We start from the raw sequence: 22,187 nt of genomic DNA on the forward strand, positions 1-22,187 counted from the left end.
ATTATCGGATATCATGCAGAACCATTCGGGAACAACAAGTAAGGAGTGATAGCAAGTCATGCCCGGTTCCAATCTCACCCGCGTCGAAGCCGAAGAACGTAAGGCTATCGTCGAAGCGCCGATTCATTATCACATCAGCCTTGATCTGACCACCGGCGCGAAGACCTTTGAGTCCTCCACACTGATCTGTTTCAACGCACAGCCCGGATCGTCGACGTTCCTCGATCTGATCGCCGACGAGGTGACCTCTGTCGAACTCAACGGAGAATCCTTGGATCCCGCCAAGGTCTTCGCCGATAGCCGCGTCATGCTCCACGACCTCAAGACCAAGAATGAGGTAACCGTCAAGGCCAGGTGCCGCTACTCCAACACCGGTGAAGGTCTGCACCGTTCGGTGGATCCCTCTGACGGCAACGTCTATCTGTACTCTCAGTTCGAAGTGCCGGACGCGCGTCGTGTCTACGCTGTGTTCGACCAGCCCGATCTGAAGGCCACGTTCGATTTCAAGGTGCTTGCTCCTGCAAGCTGGATCGTTACCTCCAACATGCCGGCTTCCAGCGTCGAAGATGATCCGCGGGAAACACAGGATGGAACCTTGGGCGACAAGCCGAACGAAACCACCCGTCTGTGGGTGTTCGAGCCGACTCCGGTGATGAGCTCCTACCTGACTGCGATTTGCGCCGGCCCGTACGCCGAATGGCACACCGAATACCTGAACGAGGATGGTCGTACCGTGCCGATGGCTCAGTACTGCCGCCAGTCTCTGGCCGAGGCCTTCGCCAAGGATGTGGACTACCTGTTCGACATCACCAAGAAGGGCTTCGCCTTCTATGCCAAGACTTGGGGCGTGCCGTATCCGTACGCCAAGTTCGATCAGATCTACGTGCCGGAATACAACGCCGGTGCCATGGAGAACATCGGCATGGTCACCATTCGCGACTCCTATGTGTTCGAATCCAAGGTGACCGACGCTTTGGCCGAACGTCGTGTGGTGACCGTGCTGCATGAGCTGGCCCATATGTGGTTCGGCGATTACGTGACGATGAAGTGGTGGAACGATTTGTGGCTCAACGAATCCTTCGCCGAATTCACCTCCACTCTCGCCACTGCGGAAGCCACCGAATGGCATGATGCATGGGCCACCTTCTGCTCCGGCGAGAAGAGCTGGGCCCTGCGTCAGGACCAGCTGCCCACCACGCATCCGATCGTCGCCCCGATCAATGACCTCAACGATACCTACGTGAACTTCGACGGCATCACCTACGCCAAGGGTGCCTCCGTGCTGAAGCAGCTGGTGTTCTACGTTGGACGTGAACGCTTCTTCGAAGGTATTCACAGCTACCTCAACAAGCATGCCTATTCCAACGCCACGCTTGCCGATCTGCTGGGCGAGCTGGAGAAGACCTCAGGTCGTGATCTGAAGGCTTGGAGCGCGAAGTGGCTGGAGGAATCCGGCATCAACACCATCGCAGCGTCGGTGGCCGAAGCTGCTGACGGCACCATTGCCGAGCTCAAGCTCACCCAAACCGCTCCGGAAGAGCACCCGGTGCTCCGCCCGCACCGTCTGGCCATCGGCTTCTACAACGAAGACAAGTCCACTGGCAAGATCGTACGCACCGAGCAGTTCGAACTTGATGTGGATGGCGAGACCACCATTGTTCAGGCCGCCGCGGGTAAGCCACGACCGGCCCTGATTCTGGTGAATGACGATGATCTGACCTACACCAAGATTCGCTTCGACGCTGAGTCTCAGGCCTTCGCCGAAGCCAACCTGCATCGTTTCGACGATGCTCTGGCCCGCGCCGTGACTTGGCTGGCGTTCTGGGATATGACCCGCGATGGCGAATTCCCGGCCGAGCGTTTCGTGGACATGACCCTGCGTCTGCTGGCCACCGAAACCGAATCCACCACCTTCCGCTACGCTCTGGCCTGCATGAGCACCACCGCCCACCATTATGTGGCACCGGCTCGTCGCGAAGACGTGCTGCGCCACGTGGCCGCCGGACTGTGGAAGCTGGCCAACGCCGCTGAAGCCGGCTCCGACACCCAGTTCCAGCTCATCACCGCTTACCTCGGTTACGGAGAGGAAGGCGACGAGGCATTTGCCGCCAACGCTCGTGGTCTGCTCGATGGCACGGTGAGCCTGCCGGGCCTTGACATCGATAACAACTTCACGTGGACCATCGTCAACGCGCTGGCCAGCGTGAACGAATTCGGCGACAGTGATATCGAGGCACAGCTTGCCAGGCGAGACACCACTGAAAACCGTGAGTTCGCGCTCGGCGCACGTGCCGTCAAGGGCACGGCCGAGGCCAAGGATTGGGCATGGGATCAGGCTCTGCACAATGACGATTTGACCAACTCCCAGCTGGAGGCTGTGGCTCGTGGCTTCTCCGCCACGCCGGACACCGAACTGGCCGAGCCATTCGCCGCCAAGTACTTCGAGACCGTGGACTGGATCTGGGCCAACAAGACCTACCATATGGCCGAGGCATTGCTCAATGGCCTGTATCCCGGATACGCCGATCCGGCCACGCTGACCCGTCTCGGCGATGCATGGCTGGAGGAACATTTCGCCGCTGACAATGCCCTGAAGCGTTTGATCGTGGAGAACGTGGCCTCCTCGCACCGTACGCTGAAGGTCCGCGACTACAACGCCGCCCTGTAAAGGGAAGTCTTCGTTTGTTTTCGCTGCTATGGGTCAAGCGCTGCAAGACATTGCAGCGCTTGACCCATAGTGCGTTACAGCGGGGATGTTTTCCCCGGGGATTACAGTCATGTCATACGATGTCGCCTAGTGCCGGAGCCAATACCGTGCGTTTATAGAATGCCGATTGGCATAGTCCTCAGGGGATGGCAGGCAATTGCGATTGCCCGTATCATCTCTCTGATGTGGTTTGTACACATGATTTCATAGCGGGTGCTATTCGGATGATGTACCACGGTGCTGCGGTACGTTATCAATAAATACGAGGTTTCGCATAATAATCCCACGAAATTCCGCAGGTTTTCGGTTGCAAAGTTTGTTGGCCCGTTGGCTAGATTGGTACATAATGCGGATTCCAATGATTTTCCAATGAAGTGCCACGCATGACACACCATACGTTGCCCAACGCGTCATACACCACGCGGACAATTAGCTCTTGCCGTGACCAAAGAATCTTTATTCCATATAGCAGAAAAACAACCGCAATCAGTCATTGACGTCCTTAAGCTCGCTCAAGGCCGGAAGCGTCCGGTTCGTGAGAAAGGATGTCACAGGATGATTGCAGGCTTCTCCATACTGTCACTGCTGTTAATTCTGCTGGCCGGTATTGGTGCCGGATTCGTGGGATACGCGGTAGGTGCATCCTCGCTGGTTTCCTATCCGGCGCTGCTCGCCTTCGGCATTCCGCCGGTGCTTGCGAACGCATCCAATACCGTCGGCGTGGTAGGCACGGGTATCGGCGGTGTGATGGGAGCGCGTCGTGAGCTCAAAGGCCAGACCCTGCGCGTCATCACTTATGTGGCCATCGGCGCCATTGGCGGCGTCATAGGTGCGTATTTGCTGCTGGAACTCGACCCCAAGGTATTCGAATTCGCGGCCCCTGCGTTGATTCTGTTCAGCTCGTTGATCATCGCCGTCAATCCACGTGGACGTATGCAGGCCAAACAGGCCGCTGCCGATGCCGCAGCACAGCTGGCCAACATCAATTCAGCCGTGCAAGCCGTGGCATCGGAGCCGGCTGCCGAACAGCGCAAAGCCGAAGATCGCGCAGCGGGATTTCCCATTGATCAACCGGTACAGCCGATGAATCAGGATTCCTGGTGGGTTTGGATTGGCGTATGGGCCGTGGCCATCTACTCCGGTTATTTCGGAGCCGGTGCCGGCACCTGCGCGCTCGCCGTTCTGGATGCTGCCAAAATCGGGCCGTTTCACAAGATCAACGCGTTGAAAACGTTGATCGGTACCGGTGCGAATATCACTGCTTCCGTGGTGTTCATCATCAAGGGTGCGGTCGACTGGCCGGCTGCCATCATGCTGTGCCTCGGCTGTTTCATCGGCGGATATATCGCCCCACCGATTACCCGGCGCATCCCCGCGAATATCATGCGTGCAGCCGCCGTGATCGCCGGCATCGTGCTCACCATCGATCTGGCCCTCAAGACCTACTGATCTTACGTGTTTTCGTGCGAAAAGTACGTAAAACCGGCTTCGTACGCCCTCTTTACGCCCGATTCGCGCGAAACGTGCAAGGGGGCGGAAGCAGGGAAGCGAGGAGAAAAGCCGGGTGATTGGACCACGGGGCGAGGAGATGTATTTGCTGGGATTTATATGGTACTAGGCAGGCAATTGCAACCGAATTGAGCAGTATTCCGCAAATCAGTATGACATCGTGCCTTGGGCCGATTACCATGGGTCACGTTATTGGATGAGACGGTATGAAGCCGCTCAAGTGAAGGATGCAAGAGTATGCCGAAAATGTTTGGAACCGATGGTGTTCGTGGCCTGGCCAACCGTGATCTGACCGCCCGATTGGCGCTGGATCTGGGCGATGCCGCCGTGCGTGTGCTGGGCGATGCCGGCACCAAAGACAACCAGCCGGAGGGTCGTCGCCGTGCGTTGGTGGGACGCGATACCCGTGTTTCCGGCGACTTCTTGGCTTCGGCTCTTTCGGCCGGCATGTCCGCAGGCGGCTTTGACGTGATCGATGCCGGTATCATCCCAACCCCTGGTGTGGCTTACCTGACCAGCGTGCTCAACGTGGAAATGGGCGCGGTAATCTCCGCTTCCCATAATCCGATGCCGGACAACGGCATCAAGTTCTTCGCCCGTGGCGGCTTCAAGCTGCCCGACCAGAAGGAAGACGAGATCGAAGCGGTGCTCGGCGAGGACTGGGAGCGTCCGACCGGTGCCGGTGTGGGGCGTGTGAGCCACGACCAGACCACCGCAACCAACCTGTACATCGATCATCTGGTATCCACCATCGCCCCGCTGAACGATGACAAGACTCAGCCCAAGCCGTTGAAAGGGCTGAAGATCGTCGCTGACTGCGCCAACGGCGCCACCTCCGTAGTGGCTCCTGAAGCGTTGCGTCGTGCCGGCGCCGATGTGATCGTCATCAACGCTTCGCCGGATGGCTACAACATCAACAAGAACGCCGGTTCCACTCACCCTGAGCAGCTGCAGGCCATGGTCAAGGCCACCGATGCCGTGATGGGCGTGGCCTTCGACGGCGACGCCGATCGCTGTCTGGCGGTCGATGAAGACGGCAACATGGTCAACGGCGATCAGATCATGGGTATTCTGGCCCGTGCCAAGCAGCGTGAGGGCAAGTTGGCCCATGACACGCTGGTGGTTACGGTGATGAGCAATCTGGGCTTGAAGCTCGCCCTGAAAGACATGGGCATCAAGACCGTGGAGACCTCGGTGGGCGACCGTTACGTGCTGGAAGAGATGCTCAAGGGCGGCTACACGCTCGGCGGTGAGCAGTCCGGCCACGTGATCAACCGCGAATTCGCTACCACCGGTGACGGCACCCTGACGGCTCTGACCCTGTGCAATGAGGTCGTCAAGTCCGGCAAGAGCCTGAAGGAACTCGCCGCTGACTTCCCGCAGCTGCCGCAGACCCTGATTAACGTGCCGAACGTCGACAAGAAGGCCGCCGCGACCAACAAACGTATTCAAGCAGCAGTGGCCCACGAAGAGGAGCTGCTGGGCGATTCCGGTCGTGTGCTGCTGCGCCCCTCCGGCACTGAACCGTTGGTGCGTGTGATGGCCGAGGCCGCAACTCAGGCGTATGCGGATGAGGTCTGCACCCGTCTGGCCAAGATCGTGGCCGAAGAACTCGCCTTGTGACCGTTTTCGGAAATGATTTTCCGAAAACGGTTCCGGCTCTCCTGACTGAATCACCCACACCGTCCCCATCTCAAGGAACACCATTCATGTTCGGTAACAACAACAACAAAGTAGATCTGGAGCTCAACCGCATCGTTGAGCAACTCATCAAAACCGGTGGCAAAGAACGGATTCTGCCGATCGTACAGGCCGGCGAGCCGGTCCTGCGCCAGCAGACGGTTGCCTACCATGGTCAGCTGTCCAAGCGCACGCTGTCCAAACTCATCGACACCATGCACACCACTATGCTCGAAGCGCCCGGTGTAGGCCTTGCAGCCACGCAAATCGGGCTGGGACTGGCTCTCGCCGTGGTTGAGGACCATGTGCGTGATGACGAGGATGATCCGCGTGAGATCGCTGAATTCCCGTTCCATGTGATCATCAATCCCTCCTACAAGCCTGCCAGCGATAAAACCGCCAGCTTCTATGAGGGCTGTCTGAGCTTCGACGGGTATCAAGCCGTACGCAAACGCTGGTTGGATATTGAAGCCGAGTGGGATGACGAGGATGGCAAACGTCATAAAGAACATCTGCACGGCTGGCCTGCGCGAATCTTCCAGCATGAAACCGACCACCTCAGTGGTGAGCTGTACATCGATCGCGCCGAAATCCGCTCGTTGACCACCAACGAGAATCTTGAGGATTACTGGTGCGAGGATCCGGTGCCCACCGAAGCTTCTGAAGAGCTCGGCTTCGCGCTGTGACGCTGTGACGCCGCGACGCTGTGACGCGGTGATGCTGTGACGCCGCTGATGAACGGCCGTCAGCCGTTCCTTGTTCCCGCAATAAGGCCATATCTCGTGAAAATGTAACGCTTACCGTCACTCAGCGTACCTTTTTCACGAAGTTCCCGGTTATCGTGCGCGACGTAACGTCAGGATTGGGAGGAGATAGGAAGCGTGTTGGCCGATCCGGCATCCTCGACGGCTGGAATCGCCGAGACGGCCGGCGCTCTGATACGCTTCAGCTCAACACGATTCCCGTCTCAGGCCATCGCTATACTCCTGACCTCGTGAGTAACTATCAGGACAGCCGCCAGCAGCGTGAGAACCGCCGCCGCATCATTGTGCGTGTGGTGTGCGTTGTCATCGCCGTGGCCATGCTGGGTTCCCTGGTCATTCCCGCAATCTACGCGGGGCTTTGACGCTGCCTGCACACATTGCCCCGCGACTCGGCAAGCGTCCGGAAGCGCTTTTGGCCATGCCATCGTTCGCGCGAAACTGAATGATGGAGATGCACGGCGCAGTCCTAACGCTACGATATCGCGCAGCGATACGCAGAAGGCGCCATAACGATGACGAATCAAGCTCAACATCATCCGGCGTCTACAGGTCGCGGAAATGTGTGCAGGCTGTCAACGAAGACGTGATAGTCCAAGGTATTGCACAGTACGAACAGTAAGGTAACAAACGATGGCTGAATTTGATTTTTCCCAGGCGATAGGCGAAGCCCGCGCCAAATATGATTCCATCGCCAAGGCGTTGGATGTCGACCGACTGAAGGCTGAAATCAAGGATCTCGAAGCACAGGCGGCGGCACCTGGCCTGTGGGACGATCCTGAGAACGCGCAGAAGATCACCAGCAAGCTGTCCGCCGCCGAATCACAGCTGAAAAGGCTTGAATCCGCGGCCCAGCGCATCGACGATGTGGAGACGCTGGTGGAGCTCGGACGCGAGGAAGGTGATCAGGAGTCGCTGGATGAAGCCCAGAACGAAATCGGCGACATCAAGAACGATCTTGACTCCATGGAGATCCAGACCCTGCTTGACGGCGAATACGACGAGCGCTCCGCAGTGGTAACCATCCGCTCCGGCGCGGGCGGCGTGGATGCGGCTGACTTCGCCCAGATGCTGTTGCGCATGTACCTGCGTTACTGCGAGCGCAACGGCTTCAAGGCCAAGGTGATGGATACTTCTTACGCTGAAGAAGCCGGCATCAAATCCGCCACCTTCCAGGTGGATGCCCCGTACGCCTACGGACGTCTTTCCGTGGAAGGCGGCACCCACCGTCTGGTGCGTATCTCCCCGTTCGATAATCAGGGCCGTCGTCAGACCAGCTTCGCTGCCGTCGAGGTCGTGCCGCTGGTCGAAGCCACCGATCACATCGACATTCCGGACACGGATATCCGCGTGGACACCTATTGCTCTTCCGGTCCTGGCGGTCAGGGTGTGAACACCACCTACTCCGCCGTGCGCATCACCCACCTTCCCACGGGCATTGTGGTGACCATGCAGGACGAGCGCTCGCAGATTCAGAACCGCGCTTCCGCCATGGCCGTGCTGCAGTCTCGACTGCTGGTGCTGCGTCATGAAGAGGAAGCCAAGAAGAAGAAGGAACTCGCCGGCGACATCAAGGCCAGCTGGGGCGATCAGATGCGCTCCTATGTGCTGCATCCGTATCAGATGGTCAAGGATCTCAGGACCGGTTACGAAACCAGCCAGACTCAGGCCGTATTCGATGGCGACATCAACGGTTTCATCGAGGCTGGCATCCGTTGGCGTCACGAGCAGCGTCGCGCCGCTTCCGAGGAGTAAATTCTCGCGGAGCGACTTCCATCGTTCCGGCTTCCTGGATCAGGAGGCCGGAACGGATCATAAGAGCTACAGAGCTACACAAGGGAAAGCATTATGGCACTGATCTCGTTGGACAACGTATCCAAGATCTACCCCAAAGGCACGCGTCCGGCGCTCGACAACATCAATCTCAATATCGAGCGTGGCGACTTCGTATTTCTGGTGGGTGCTTCCGGTTCCGGCAAAACCACGCTGCTGAGTCTGCTGCTGCGTGAAGAGGAGGCCACCGGCGGTGAGATTCGTGTCGCCGGCAACGATCTGCGCCGTATCGCCAACCGTCAGGTGCCGCAGTACCGTCGCTCTTTGGGGTTCGTGTTTCAGGACTACAAGCTGCTGAACAACAAAACCGTCTGGGAGAATGTGGCGTTCGCTCTCGAAGTGATCGGCACGCGCCGCTCCACCATCAAGTCGTTGGTTCCCAAGGTGCTGGACACCGTGGGCCTGACCGGCAAGGAAAAGAACTATCCGCATGAGCTGTCCGGTGGCGAGCAGCAGCGTGTGGCCATTGCCCGCGCCTATGTGAACCATCCGCAGATTCTGCTGGCGGACGAGCCCACCGGTAACCTCGACCCGACCACGTCGCTGGGCATCATGGAGGTGCTGGATGCCATCAACCGCACCGGTACCACCGTGGTGATGGCCACGCATAACGAAGAGATCGTCAATTCGATGCGCAAGCGTGTGATTGAGTTGCACAACGGCAAGATCGTACGTGATGAGGCCCATGGCTCGTATGATTCGGCACTGTATTTCCCGGATGCTCAGGTCGAAGCCAAATCCGGGGCCGCAAATCATATGTTGCCGTCTGTTTCGGTTGCCGACGATCCTGAAGGCCCGTCCGAGGGCATCGCGCGCTTGGCTAATTCCGTACATTCCGGCCGCACCGGTCGCTATGGGGAGACTTTCGCCCCGATCGAAGATACGTTGACGTGGGGCAAGGGCATTCCGCTTGACGATCCGGCAGCGGCCATGGAACGTACGCAGGCTTACAATCCGCTGACTGGTGAGTCTGGTGAGTCTGCCGGGGCCGATGGGGAGCATCAGACCGATGACAGCGATCAGACCGCTCAGCCGAAGTCTGCGAATCCTTCCGGTACCGTGACCGACTCGCAGGATACCTCAGCGCCGCACAAGACCGAAACGTCTTCAACGGATACGCCAAAGGACGAGAAGGAGACTGCTGAGGTCTCTGCATCCACTTTGCCGCCTGCTCCGCTGCCGCCTGCGCCGCCGGCTCCGCCAGTCGGGCCATCGCGTCCATCCGCTGGGCGAAACCAGAATACAGAGCATTCGCAGCACACACAGGAGAAGGAAGACTAAAGCATGCGTGCACGATTCATCCTGTCTGAAACCTGGACCAATCTGACCCGTAACCTGTCCATGCTGCTGTCGTTGACGTTGGTCACGTTCATTTCGTTCCTGTTCATCGGTGCTTCGGTCCTCACTCAGGCCCAGATCACCAAGGCCAAGGGCGATTGGTACGACAAGGTCGAAGTGGTGGTCTGGCTTTGCCCGGATGGCACCAGCCAATCCGCCAACTGCGCTTCCGGCACCGCGCCATCTGCCAGCGAAATCACGGCATTGCAGAAAACCATCCGTGACGAGCTGAGTGATGTGGTATCCGAAATCACATACGTCAGCAAGCAGGATTTCTACGACAACACTTTTACCAAGCAGTATCCGAACGGCGAATTCCAAGGCCGTACGCTGACCGCGGACGATATGCAGGACTCCCTGTGGCTTAAGCTCAAGGACCCCACTAAATATCAGGTGGTCTCTGAAGTGCTTTCCAGCAAGGAAGGCGTGGAGGATGTCACTGATCAACGGCAGATCTTCGATCCGGTTTTCGCGGTGCTTAATCGTGCCACGGCCGTTACGGCCGTGCTCGCCGGCATCATGGTGCTGGTCGCCATTCTGCTGACTGGCACCACCATCCGCATGTCCGCAGCGTCACGACGTACGGAAACCGAAATCATGCGTTATGTGGGTGCTTCGAATTGGACGATTCGATTGCCGTTCATCTTGGAAGGCATGATCGCCTCGATGATCGGCTCGCTGTTGTCGTGTCTGATGCTATCGGTGATCGTGCGGGTGTTCATCACCGGATGGCTGGCGCAATCGGTGACGTGGATTCCATACGTCAATCAGTGGACCGTCCTGATTATTTCTCCGTTCCTGGTATTGGGTGCGGTGCTGCTGTCGGTCGTTGCTTCGACGATTTCCCTGAGGCGATACCTCAAGGCCTAACCGGTTGCGGCATGTGAGCGGAACTTCTGAACGAGAGGGGAGTCGGTCTTATGCGACTTCTCTCTTGACGAACGCTCATTCAGCAACACGTGTTATGGTGAGGGCTTGACAATAATGAAAGGACTCTGAGCGCATGACGAAGTCACACGTGATGAAGCCGATGCTGGCGGCTGTGGTGGCAGGGGCTGCCTGCCTGGCCGGTTTGGCAATGACCCCTGTGATTCCTGCCCAGGCGGACACGTATCCCGATCTGGTCAACGCTCAGAATCAGCATGCGGCGTCCGCCCAGCGCGAGGCGGAGCTCAAGCAGCAGTTGGCCGGTGCCAACACGGAACTGGCTGCCAAGGTACTTGAGCTGGACGATCTGACCAACAACAAGATTGTCGCTGCTCAGGCCAAGGTCACGCAGGCCAATGAAGACGCGGCTACGGCTCAGGACGAAGCAGATGCCGCTGCGGATCGACTTGCCGCCGCACAGAAAGACCAGGCGACGCTTGAGGAACAGATCAAGCAGACCGGTAAGGATTATGACGATGCCCATGCCGCCGTCGCGCAGTTGGCCCGCGAGGAGATGCACGGTTCCAATGCTTCCGATGTGATGAGCGTGGTGACCGGTGCCACCAGCACGCAAGACTTCGTCAACTCGATGCAGTCGCGAGACGCGTTGTCTCGCAATGAAGCCAATGCCGCTTCTTCGGCAGCCACCACGTTGAATACGTCGATGAACCGCAGTGAGCGTCTGGCGGCCATTGAAAAGCAAATTGCCGTGCTGAAAACCAAGGCGGACGAGAAGGCCGCTTCGGCCCAGACCGCTGCTGAAACCGCGCAAAGCGAGCGTGACGCGCTTGATAAGTTGCGCCAGCAGGGCGAGGAAAAGCGCAACGAGCTTTCCGCACTGGTGGAGAACCTCAACGATGAATCCGCCAAGCAGGCGGCGCAGACCGTGCTGATCGCATCGCAGGTGGATTCCTATAACCGCCAGTATCAGAAGGAACAAGCCGAAGCGGCCAATAAGGTGGATCCAGGCATTCAAGGCACCACCACCGTGCCGTCCAACCCCACGGTGACGCCGTCCACTCCCACAGTCACGCCGTCCATGCCATCCACCGGCACCGGTGGTCAGGGTACATCCAACGGCGATTATGGCAACGCCTATGTGGCCGGTCAATGCACGTGGTGGGCGTATGACCGTCGTAAGCAGATGGGCATCAACACCCCGTCCTACCTTGGCAACGGCGGTGATTGGTGGCGTACGGCTCCGTCGTACGGTTTGCGGGTGGACCACAACCCCGAAGTGGGTGCGGCGCTCTCTTTCCTGCCCGGCCAGGACGGTGCCGATGGCACTTATGGTCATGTTGCTGTGGTGGAAGCTGTCAACGGCGATGGTACGTTCGTCATCTCCGAGATGAATGCCCTTGCCGGCCCGTTCAACACCAACTCCCGCACTCTGACCAACGCAGGCCAGTACTGGTTCGTCCACTGATCGACGTGCCGCGGCCTGCTGACAGCATGAAGTAACGAACGTGAATGAATCAGTGAAAGGAGGTGGTCATGGCCAAGGAAACCGGTGAAAAGCTGATCGTGCAGAACAAGAAAGCACGACATGACTATGCCATCGAAGACAAGTATGAAGCGGGATTGGCGTTAACCGGCACTGAAGTCAAGTCCCTTCGTGAAGGACGTGCCTCGCTGGCGGAAGCTTTCGTCTCCATCGACCGTCGTGGGGAAATGTGGTTGGAAGGTGCCAATATCCCCGAATACCTCAACGGTACCTGGAACAATCATGCGCCCAAGCGCAAGCGTAAGCTGCTGCTGCATCGCATGCAGATCACCAAGCTGGCACGCGGTATTGAAGCCAAGGGCTACACGATTGTGCCGTTGAGCCTGTATTTCAAAGACGGTCGCGTCAAAGCGGAAATCGCATTGGCTCGCGGCAAGAAGGAATTCGATAAGCGTCAGGCTCTGCGTGAAGAGCAGGACAAGCGTGAAGCCTTGCGCGCCATGCGCTACGCCAACATGCGTCACTAATCATTCCTCATTAATTCGTAATTCCGAGGCCGGCTTCAAGCCGGCCTTTTTTCGTCTGCCATTCCAGTCGCTCCAGTTACCTCAGACCGTAGCTTGGTGGTTGTGGTATGCGTGGCTCGACTGTAAGCTCGGCCAAACGGCCTTGAGTGTGTCGAGCCACGCATACCACAACCACCAAGCGTCAGCTGCTGCCGCCAGCTGTCTTTGCTTTACCAGTTGCTTCCGTGGACTGTCTTTTTCAGCAGCCTTTGCAAGCGTTCTCCCTGCCCATGTTCCTCGTGAATATCGGGGCCAATCGGTTCCGGGTCGCGGAATCGACACTAATCGGTTCCAAAACATGGAATTGACACCAAGCGATTTCAGAACGTGGACGCAATCCCACAGATTAACCAAGACGTAGCAAAGTGAACCTACTCTCCACAATTAGCCGGAAACATACCCGCCGGTCGACAATTACGGAGAGAGGAAATCCAATGTCTTACAGCAAGGGAATCAAATCGTTCAAATCCGTCACCGCAGCCGCACTGGGTGTGGCCATGCTGATCGCCGTTGCCGCATGCGGCACCACTGACAGCTCCACCACGTCGGCGGCCGGAGACAAAAGCTCGTCCAGTTCGTCCAAGACCGAGGGCTTCGATACCAGCTCCATCAAGAAGGATGACGCCATCGCCGCATTGCTGCCCGATTCTGTGGCCGGCGACGGTACGCTGACCGTCGGAACCGATACCTCCTACGCTCCGGCCGAATTCCTTGCCGAGGACGGCAAGACGCCGGTCGGTTTCGACGTGGACCTTTCCAAGGCGCTGGCCGCCGTGTTCGGTCTCAAGGAGGAGACGGTTTCCTCCACTTTCGATTCCATTATCCCGTCCGTCGGTTCCAAGTACGATATCGGCATCTCCTCGTTCACCGTAACCAAAGAGCGTCTTGACGCCGTGGACTTCGTGACCTACTTCAAGGCCGGTTCCACATGGGTCACCAAGAAGGGCAATCCCGACAAGGTGGACACCTCCAACCTGTGTGGCGTGAAGGTGGCCGTGCAAACCGGCACCACCCAGGAAGAGGAAGTCAATGCCGCCAACGCGCAGTGCAAGGCTGACGGCAAAGATGCCATCGATATTCAGTCCTCCAAGCTGCAAACCGATGTGACCACCGCCGTGGCCTCCGGCAAGGCGTCCGTGTTCTACGCTGACTCCCCGGTGGCCGGCTATGCCATTGAGCAGACCGGTGACGAATTGGCCGCCCTCGGCGACGATACCGGCGTGACTCCCGAGGCCGTGGCCATCAAGAAGGGTGATTCCGCCACGGCTGAAGCTGTACAGAAGGCGATTCAGAAGCTGATGGATGACGGCACCTACAAGAAGATCCTCGACACTTGGGGCGTGTCTTCCGGCGCTCTTGACAAGGCTGAAATCAATCCTGCGGTAGAGGAGTGACTTCAGCGACATTCCAACGTATGGAAAACAGCATCATGGCAAGGGGCCTGCGATGCATTCCCCGAAGAGTGAGGGAAGGCGAGACGCAGGCCCCTTAACGCGCTCGTAGCATCGCCGGAATACCCTGCTTACCTGTATATTGGGTGAACTGTCGGAGAATTCGCATTTCCCCGCCAAGCCCTAAGACATGTCCTAGGAGAAGAAGAGAGAGGACCGCTCATGTCAACCAAGAATTTGAAGGCTGGCGTCGCATTCATGATGGGTGTGGCCATGCTGGTTTCCACCGTGGCTTGCGGCACCACTGACGAGGCCACGTCCAGTGACTCCGGCAAGAGTGGTTCCGGTGATGCTGCAACCATCACCAGCTACGATGTGTCCGGCATCAAGAAGGACGATGCCATCGCTGCGCTGCTGCCGGATTCCGTGACCAAGGACGGCAAGCTGACCATTGGCACCAACCCGTCCTACGCTCCGGCTGAATTCCTGGACGCCGACGGTAAGACCCAGATCGGCTACGACATGGACCTCGCTCACGCTCTGGGCAACGTGTTCGGTCTTGACAGCGAAATCGTTTCGTCTAACTTCGACACCATCATCCCGGCCGTCGGCTCTAAGTACGATCTGGGCATGGCTGCGTTCACCATCACCAAGGAGCGTATGGAATCCGTTGATTTCGTCTCCTACTTCACCGCCGGTATGGCGTATGCGGTGGCCAAAGGCAACCCGAACAACGTAAGTGAGGATGACCTGTGCGGTCTGAAGGTCGCCGTCGAAACCGGCACCGTCGAGGAAGAGGCCATCAACAAGACCGCCGAGCAGTGCAAAGCCGACGGCAAGAAGGATATCGAGATCCAGTCCTCCAAGCAGCAGACCGATGCCACCACTGCTGTGGTGACCGGCAAGGCCGACGTGTTCTTCGCCGACTCCCCGGTCGTGGGCTACGCCATCGCGCAGACCCAAGGCCAGCTTGAGCAGCTGGGCAAGGACTTCGACGATGTTCCCACCGCCATCGCCATCAAGAAGGGCGACAGCGCCACCACCGAGGCTGTCCAGAAGGCCATGCAGAAGCTGATGGACGACGGTACGTATCTGGACATTCTCAAGCACTGGGGCGTGGAATCCGGTGCGTTGACCAAGGCTGAAATCAACCCTGTCACTGAGTAAGTCTTCGGTTCTGCCATTTCCCCGTTGAAGGTCTGCGCGGTACAGGCCTACGCTGAGCGATCCGCGTGTGAACGGTCCATGCCGAACAGGCCCATGCTGAACAGGCCCTCAACGGGAATTGAGCGGAAACTGGAGAACCGTAGGTAATGATCCCAAAGGAAGAATATGGCGAAGAAAGAAGTTGACGGCGAAGGGCTGGATATTCCCAACCGTATCAAGGCGCTTCCGGTCAAGCGTCCCGGTCCCATCGTGGCTGCCGTGATCGTGGCGCTGCTCGCCGCGATGCTCATTCAGGGCATGATCACCAACCCGAGGCTGGATTGGCCTACCGTATGGAAGTACCTCTTCAACGAGAACGTGCTGGAGGGCATCCGCTACACACTGGAGCTCACTGTCATCTCCATGGTGGTGGCGATTATCCTTTCGGTCATTCTCGCTATCATGCGCAAGTCCATCAACCCGGTGTTGCGTGGCGTGAGCTGGTTCTTCATCTGGTTCTTCCGCGGTACTCCTGTATACACGCAGCTCATCTTCTGGGGTCTGTTCTCCGTGCTTATCCCGAAGCTGAGTCTAGGCATCCCGTTCACCTCGGTGGAATTCTGGAGCGTCGATTCCTCCGTGGTCGTCACCGCCTTCAACGCTGCATGGATTGGTCTGGCTTTGAACGAGGCCGCCTACCTGTCCGAAATCGTGCGAGCCGGTCTTGAGGCCGTCGATCCCGGCCAGACCGAAGCCGCGCAGGCGCTTGGCATGAGTCGCACGCTGATCATGCGTCGCATCATCCTGCCTCAGGCCATGCGCATCATCATTCCGCCTACCGGCAATGAAACCATCGGCATGTTGAAAACCACTTCGCTGGTCACTGCCGTGCCGTTCACCCTTGAATTGCAGTTCGCCACGAACGCCATCGCCAATCGTATTTACAAGCCGATTCCGCTGCTGCTTGTGGCCTGCTTCTGGTACCTGCTCATCACTTCCATTCTGATGGTGATTCAGTCCCGTCTGGAGAAGCATTTCGGCAAAGGCTTCGACGCTCGCGCCATGGGCACCCGCGGCAAGCAGCCGCCACTGCCGGGCAAGACCGAGGGTGAGCCCAAGGACGATGTGAACAAGCTCAATGAGGCCGCATTCACCGGCATGACCGCGTGAAGCAGGGAGAGGCGAATCAACAATGACTGATACTGCAAATACCACCGCTTCCGTCGGCACCGGCACCCAGCCCGCCATCAAGGCTACGCAGGTGCATAAGGCTTTTGGCTCGTTGCACGTATTAAAAGGCGTGGACCTTACCGTTATGCCCGGCACGGTGACTGTGATTCTTGGTCCTTCCGGTTCCGGCAAGTCCACGTTCCTTCGTTTGATCAACCAGCTGGAGACTCTGACCGGCGGTTCCATCGAGGTGGATGGCGAGCTGATCGGCTTCAAACACGTCACCAAGAACGGTCAGGATGTGCTGCAAACCTTGGATGACAAGGAGATTGCAGCCCAGCGTTCCCGTCTGGGCATGGTGTTCCAGCGGTTCAACCTGTTCCCGCATATGACCGCGTTGGAGAACGTGATGGAAGCGCCGGTGCACGTCAAGCATATCGGCAAGAAGGAGGCACGTGAGCTGGGCGTTGCCGAGCTGGAGCGCGTGGGACTGGGGGACCGTCTCGACTACTACCCCTCGCAGCTTTCCGGTGGTCAGCAGCAGCGCGTGGCCATCGCCCGAGCCTTGGCCATGAAGCCTGAGATCATGCTTTTCGACGAGCCCACCTCTGCACTCGATCCTGAGTTGGTGGGCGAGGTGCTGAACGTCATGCGCTCGCTCGCCAAGGAGGGTATGACGATGGTGTGCGTGACCCATGAGATCGGTTTCGCCCGCGAAGTGGCCGATCAGGTGGTCTTCATGGATGGCGGCGTGGTCGTGGAAAAGGGTGGGCCTGACATTATCGACCACCCCACCGAGCCTCGTTTCAAGGACTTCCTACAGCATGTGCTGTAGGAAGGCTGTTCGTTTTTCCTCAGCACTGCCGTGCTTCGGCGTCGCCTACGTGCAGTCCACTGGACTGTACGTTTTACGGCTCCGTCTCCAGCATGTGCTGTAGGAAGGCTGTTGAAGGCTGTTCGTTCTGGGCATATACCTACCATCAATTAACGGCATTACCGGGTTCTGGGCATATACCTACCATGAAAACACCAAAATCGGTGCGCTCGTGGTATGTATATGCCCAGAACCATCTTTACGGTAGGTTAATGCCCAGAATAATTGGTAGGTATATGCCCAGAACTGGAATGGGCTCTCATGGGGGAACGTATACGCGACTGCATATCAGTGCGAGCAGTGTGTCGACAATGCAAAACATCCGTGCTGGCTGACAGGCCGGGTCGACTCAGGACATATACGTCCGGTAGGCTGGTGAGCTATGTGTGGAATTGTTGGATATGCAGGACATATTGAAACCGCGTGCGATAAGCCTTTGGAAGTCTGCTTGCAAGGTTTGGAGCGTCTCGAATACCGCGGTTATGATTCGGCCGGCGTGGCGCTGACCGCTCCCGGCATGGACAAGGTGGCCGTTCGTAAGAAGGCCGGCCGCTTGAAGAACCTCGTGGAAAGCATCGAGCGCAAGCCGATGCCCGCCGCCACCGTAGGCATCGGCCACACGCGTTGGGCCACCAATGGCGAACCAAGCGATGTGAACGCCCATCCGCACACCAGCATGGACGGCAAAGTCGCCATCATCCACAACGGCATTATCGAAAACGCTTCCCAGCTGCGCCTTGATCTGCAAGCCGAAGGTTATCGGTTCGCCTCTGCCACCGATACGGAAGTGGCCGCCAAGCTGCTCGGCAAGATCGTGGACAAGGTCATCGCCGAGAAGGGTCATCCTGATCTTTTCGAGGCCGTGCGTCGCATGGCACGTATGCTGGCCGGTGCGTTCACCATCCTTGCCACCGATTGCCGTCAACCGGATATCGTGGTGGGTGCTCGCCATGACTCTCCGCTGGTAGTGGGCCTTGGCGATGGCGAGAACTTCCTCGGCTCCGATGTGGCCGCGTTCGTGGCCTACACCAAGCGTGCGATGGAAGTGGACCAGGATCAGGCCGTATGCGTTTCCGCTGATTCCGTGGTCGTCACCGACTTCGATGGCAACGTGATTACCGATCCCAAGACCTACACCGTGGACTGGGATGCCTCCGCCGCCGAAAAAGGTGGCTGGGACTCCTTTATGGATAAGGAGATTCACGAGGATCCGGCTGCCGTGCAACGCACGCTGTTGGGGCGATTCGATGCCAAAGGCGGCATCACGCTTGACGAGGTGCGTATCGACGAACATGACTTCAAGGCCATCGACAAGATCATCGTGGTGGCCTGCGGCACCGCAAGCTATGCCGGCCAGGTAGCAAAATACGCCATCGAGCATTGGGTGCGTATTCCGGTGGAAGTCGAGCTGGCACACGAATTCCGCTACCGTGATCCTATCCTGACCCCGCGCACGCTTGTAGTGGCCATCTCTCAATCCGGTGAAACCATGGACACGCTTATGGCTCTGCGTCACGCGCGCGAACAGGGGTCCAAGGTGCTTGCCATCTGCAATACGCAGGGTGCCTCCATTCCACGCGAATCCGATGCCGTGCTGTACACGCATGCCGGCCCCGAAGTGGCCGTTGCCTCTACCAAGGCGTTCGTGGCGCAGATCACCGCTGCCTACCTGCTTGGCCTGTATCTGGCTCAGGTCAAGGGTGCCATGTTCCGCGACGAAATCCATCAGGTACTCGATTCCTTGAAGGACATGCCGCGCAAGATCCAGTGGGTGCTCGATACCCAGCCCAAGACCATCCAAGCGGCGGCCGAACACATGGTCAACGCCAACTCCTTCCTATTCCTCGGCCGACACGTGGGCTACCCGGTAGCGTTGGAAGGCGCGCTGAAACTGAAGGAAATCGCCTACACCTTCACCGAAGGTTTTGCGGCTGGAGAGCTTAAGCACGGTCCGATCGCTCTGGTGGACGAAGGCGAGCCGGTGGTGTTCATCGTGCCACCCGAACGTGGTCGCAACGTGCTGCACGCCAAGGTGATTTCTGGTATTGAAGAGGTCAAAGCTCGCGGTGCCTACATTATCGCGGTTGCCGAGCAGGGCGATCCGGATGTAGAGCGGTATGCGGATGTGGTGTTCTGGCGTCCGCAGTGCCCAACGTTGATGAGTCCGCTTGTGGACGTGGTGCCGTTGCAGCTGTTCGCCATGGATATGGCTAAGCTCAAGGGCTACGACGTGGATAAGCCCCGCAATCTGGCCAAGTCCGTCACCGTGGAGTGATGCGTTTCTTGTACAGAAGCTGATAGCGTAACTTGACCGCCGTCGGGCCTAGGGATGCGATGCTGGACACACTCAAGGCCGTTCGGCCAAGCTTACGGTCCATCGCATTCCTAAGCCTGACGGCTCCATGCATTAATTTATTAACTTTATTAACTTTACTAACTTTATTAAGAGGCTGGCAGACGCATCGCTTGACACGCTCCGGGCCGCTCTGGGCAAGTCCGTCACCGTGGAGTGATGCGTCTGCCAGCCTCCCCCCGTTGGGATAAGGTCAAGGCTGTTCGGTTAGGTTCCAGTTTGATAGGTCTCGCCAGCCGCAGATGGTGTCCCGGTTGCCGCAGTTGAAGGCAGTTGAAGAAGGTGATATGGAGCGTCCACATCGATTTGTGACTGAAGAACCGCATATCCCGTTTGACTTGGATGTGTTGTACGAGGATGAGCGGATTATCGTGGTGGATAAGCCGCATTTTCTGGCTACTATGCCGCGCGGCATGTGGTATCGAGAGACGGCGCTGATTCGGCTGCGCGAACAATATGATGAGCCGGATATTACTCCGGCGCATCGTCTGGATCGTATGACCGCCGGCGTACTCGTGTTTGTGCGAGATAAAGCTTGTCGTGGCGCGTATCAGATGCTGTTCCAGAACAGGCAGGCGGTCAAGGTCTACGAATGTTTGGCTCCTTGCAAGCCCGTGGTGCGTCCCCGGTACGGCACCATCGCCCAGCTGGAATCACCTCGGCCTTTTCCTTTGCTGCGGCGCTCGCATATCACCAAAATTCGTGGCGTCATGGCTGCATATGAGGAGCCCGGCGTAGTGAATGCCGAAACAATGATCGAGCGTGGGGAACTGATATCGGACAGTCCAATGATGTGCCGCTATACATTGCATCCGCGCACCGGCAAGACGCATCAACTGCGTGTCCACATGAACTCGTTGGGATTGCCGATCATGGGTGATGATTTTTATCCACGCATCGAAACCCGTTCTTATGACGATTTCAGTCGGCCCCTGGCCTTGGTCGCTCGTACGTTGACGTTTACCGACCCCATTACCGGTGATCGGCGCGAATATGTCTCCCGCATGTCGTTGTAAAACGTGCTACGCGGAGCCTTATATGCATGGCCATTTTTCGGATGGCGACGGCACGCTGGTCGATTCAGCTGATGTCACGCACAGATCCGCGTTCGACCAGCTCGGTGGGAATCACGGTTTTAACGCCCACCGGCACGCGATCTCCCTCGCATTGGCGGCGGACCATGGAGAAGGCGGTGGCACCGATGTCGCGGAACCGCATGCGCATGGTGGTCAAGTTCAGGCGGGGGACCATGTCCACGAGCGAATCGTCCACGCCCACCACGCTCACGTCCTCGGGCACGCGCTTGCCTGCCGATTGCAGACCCAGAATAGCGCCGTAGGCCATCTGATCGTTGGCTGCATAGATAGCGGTGCAGTTCGGGTCGTGCGCCAACGCTACGCCAGCCTGATATCCGGAATCAGCGCACCAGTCGCCGATATACATGCTCGGCACCGGCGCGCCCATCTGTTCCAGCGCCTCGCGCCAACCGCGGGCGCGGCTTTCGGCGGCGCGGGAGGTGGCGGGGCCGGCGATGTGGTAGACGGTTTTGTGTCCCTTGCTCATCAAATAGTCCACGATGGCGGTGGAACAGCCATACTGGTCGGCGTCCACGGTGGGGCAGTGGTCGGCGGGGCCCTCGCAGATGAGTACCACCGGCAGCTCTTTGGGCGGCTTGTAGCCCACGAAGTCGGAGATGCGTTCCTCCAACACTACGATTACGCCGTCTACTGGCTGACGCTGCATGCGTTCGATGGCGGAGGCGAGCGTGCGTTCGGTGCCGTGGCGCATGGTCTGGATGGTCACGGAGTAGTCGTCCTCGGCGGCGCTGGAGATGACAGAGTCGAGAATACGGGAGTTGCCGAAGCTGGCGGTATTGAACATGACTACGCCGATATCCTGGAAACGACCGCGTTTCAGCGCTCGGGCCGCGTAGTTGGGGCGGTAGCCGAGTTTCTGCATGGCTGCTTCGACCTTCTGTCGTGTCTCGGATTTGACGGCGTCGCTGCCGTTGGCCACACGGGACACGGTTTGGGGGGAGACTCCGGCTTCTTTGGCCACATCCTGCATCGATACCTGCGACGGCCTGGACATCGTACACGCCTCCGATTGCTTAGAAGTACAACAATTTGATAACAACGACCGCCATTGTACGTTGATACGGTAACGATAACATCGTTGTTTTCGTGACCATTGTATCAGAAGTACTCAAAACACTGAATTATTGGCGAGTGGACAATGTTTGGAATCGTGTTATGATGATAACGCAAACATTTTTATCAACCTTCGAAGGAGAGGGGTTGGAATGGCTTCAGCTGATATCACTGCTGAACCTGTGAAGGCAGGCGAGGCGCGTGTGAATAAGCATAAGGCGGATTGGCGTGGGTGGAAGTTCATGTGGCCGTTCGCGGTGGTGTTCGTGTTCGTGTTCATCATCCCGATCGTGTACGCCATCTACATTTCGTTCTTCAAGAAGCAGATGATCGGCGGC

17 protein-coding genes and 1 pseudogene are annotated in these 22,187 nt (G+C 58.0%); 17 read left to right on the plus strand and 1 reads right to left on the minus strand.

What is annotated here, in order from left to right; translation table 11 throughout:
* The first annotated feature begins 58 nt into the window (after positions 1-58).
* From pepN to G1C97_RS09095, 16 genes are all read left to right on the plus strand, one after another.
* Complete coding sequence (pepN, locus tag G1C97_RS09020) at positions 59-2,668, plus strand: aminopeptidase N (protein ID WP_169241483.1); 2,610 nt, start codon at positions 59-61, stop codon at positions 2,666-2,668.
* A 594-nt stretch (positions 2,669-3,262) separates the two neighbouring features.
* Entirely contained in the window at positions 3,263-4,156 is an 894-nt protein-coding gene (locus G1C97_RS09025) for a sulfite exporter TauE/SafE family protein (protein ID WP_100496822.1), read from the plus strand.
* Between the two features lie 297 nt (positions 4,157-4,453).
* Positions 4,454-5,839: a phosphoglucosamine mutase gene (glmM, locus tag G1C97_RS09030; RefSeq protein WP_169241484.1), complete on the plus strand. Its 1,386-nt coding sequence runs from the start codon at positions 4,454-4,456 to the stop codon at positions 5,837-5,839.
* 86 nt (positions 5,840-5,925) lie between these two features.
* Positions 5,926-6,582, plus strand: a complete 657-nt coding sequence (locus tag G1C97_RS09035) for a peptide deformylase (RefSeq protein WP_100496824.1) — start codon at positions 5,926-5,928, stop codon at positions 6,580-6,582.
* A gap of 155 nt (positions 6,583-6,737) precedes the next feature.
* Positions 6,738-7,022, plus strand: coding sequence for a hypothetical protein (locus tag G1C97_RS09040; RefSeq protein WP_169241448.1), 285 nt, complete (start codon positions 6,738-6,740; stop codon positions 7,020-7,022).
* A 268-nt stretch (positions 7,023-7,290) separates the two neighbouring features.
* Positions 7,291-8,412: a peptide chain release factor 2 gene (gene prfB, locus G1C97_RS09045; RefSeq protein WP_169241485.1), complete on the plus strand. Its 1,122-nt coding sequence runs from the start codon at positions 7,291-7,293 to the stop codon at positions 8,410-8,412.
* A 93-nt stretch (positions 8,413-8,505) separates the two neighbouring features.
* Positions 8,506-9,771 (plus strand): cell division ATP-binding protein FtsE, encoded by a 1,266-nt coding sequence (gene ftsE, locus G1C97_RS09050; protein ID WP_169241486.1) that lies wholly within the window; start codon positions 8,506-8,508, stop codon positions 9,769-9,771.
* 3 nt (positions 9,772-9,774) lie between these two features.
* Positions 9,775-10,698 (plus strand): permease-like cell division protein FtsX, encoded by a 924-nt coding sequence (ftsX, locus tag G1C97_RS09055; protein WP_100496827.1) that lies wholly within the window; start codon positions 9,775-9,777, stop codon positions 10,696-10,698.
* Positions 10,699-10,831: 133 nt separating this feature from the next.
* Complete coding sequence (locus G1C97_RS09060; protein WP_169241487.1) at positions 10,832-12,181, plus strand: CHAP domain-containing protein; 1,350 nt, start codon at positions 10,832-10,834, stop codon at positions 12,179-12,181.
* A 68-nt stretch (positions 12,182-12,249) separates the two neighbouring features.
* Positions 12,250-12,726, plus strand: coding sequence for an SsrA-binding protein SmpB (smpB, locus tag G1C97_RS09065; protein ID WP_100496829.1), 477 nt, complete (start codon positions 12,250-12,252; stop codon positions 12,724-12,726).
* Positions 12,727-13,199: 473 nt separating this feature from the next.
* Positions 13,200-14,159 carry an ABC transporter substrate-binding protein gene (locus G1C97_RS09070; protein WP_100496830.1) on the plus strand — a complete coding sequence of 320 codons (960 nt, stop codon included), beginning with the start codon at positions 13,200-13,202 and terminating at the stop codon, positions 14,157-14,159.
* Between the two features lie 219 nt (positions 14,160-14,378).
* The gene (locus G1C97_RS09075; protein WP_169241488.1) at positions 14,379-15,323 is read left to right on the plus strand and encodes an ABC transporter substrate-binding protein; all 945 of its coding nucleotides are present in this window, start codon (positions 14,379-14,381) and stop codon (positions 15,321-15,323) included.
* A gap of 165 nt (positions 15,324-15,488) precedes the next feature.
* A complete protein-coding gene (locus G1C97_RS09080) occupies positions 15,489-16,472 on the plus strand; it encodes an amino acid ABC transporter permease (protein WP_100496832.1) in 984 nt (327 codons plus the stop codon).
* Between the two features lie 22 nt (positions 16,473-16,494).
* Positions 16,495-17,307 carry an amino acid ABC transporter ATP-binding protein gene (locus tag G1C97_RS09085; protein WP_100496833.1) on the plus strand — a complete coding sequence of 271 codons (813 nt, stop codon included), beginning with the start codon at positions 16,495-16,497 and terminating at the stop codon, positions 17,305-17,307.
* A 421-nt stretch (positions 17,308-17,728) separates the two neighbouring features.
* Positions 17,729-19,621 carry a glutamine--fructose-6-phosphate transaminase (isomerizing) gene (glmS, locus tag G1C97_RS09090; RefSeq protein ID WP_169241489.1) on the plus strand — a complete coding sequence of 631 codons (1,893 nt, stop codon included), beginning with the start codon at positions 17,729-17,731 and terminating at the stop codon, positions 19,619-19,621.
* A gap of 365 nt (positions 19,622-19,986) precedes the next feature.
* Complete coding sequence (locus G1C97_RS09095) at positions 19,987-20,715, plus strand: pseudouridine synthase (RefSeq protein WP_169241490.1); 729 nt, start codon at positions 19,987-19,989, stop codon at positions 20,713-20,715.
* Positions 20,716-20,779: 64 nt separating this feature from the next.
* Here G1C97_RS09095 and G1C97_RS09100 read toward each other — a convergent pair whose 3' ends face one another.
* A complete protein-coding gene (locus G1C97_RS09100; protein WP_169241497.1) occupies positions 20,780-21,766 on the minus strand; it encodes a LacI family DNA-binding transcriptional regulator in 987 nt (328 codons plus the stop codon).
* 235 nt (positions 21,767-22,001) lie between these two features.
* On the opposite strand from G1C97_RS09100, the pseudogene G1C97_RS09105 reads away from it, so the two are divergent.
* A pseudogene (locus tag G1C97_RS09105) lies at positions 22,002-22,187 on the plus strand (carbohydrate ABC transporter permease); the annotation flags it as partial.

Origin of the sequence: Bifidobacterium olomucense (genome assembly GCF_012932375.1) — a bacterium.
GTDB classification, from domain to species: Bacteria; Actinomycetota; Actinomycetes; order Actinomycetales; family Bifidobacteriaceae; genus Bifidobacterium; species Bifidobacterium olomucense.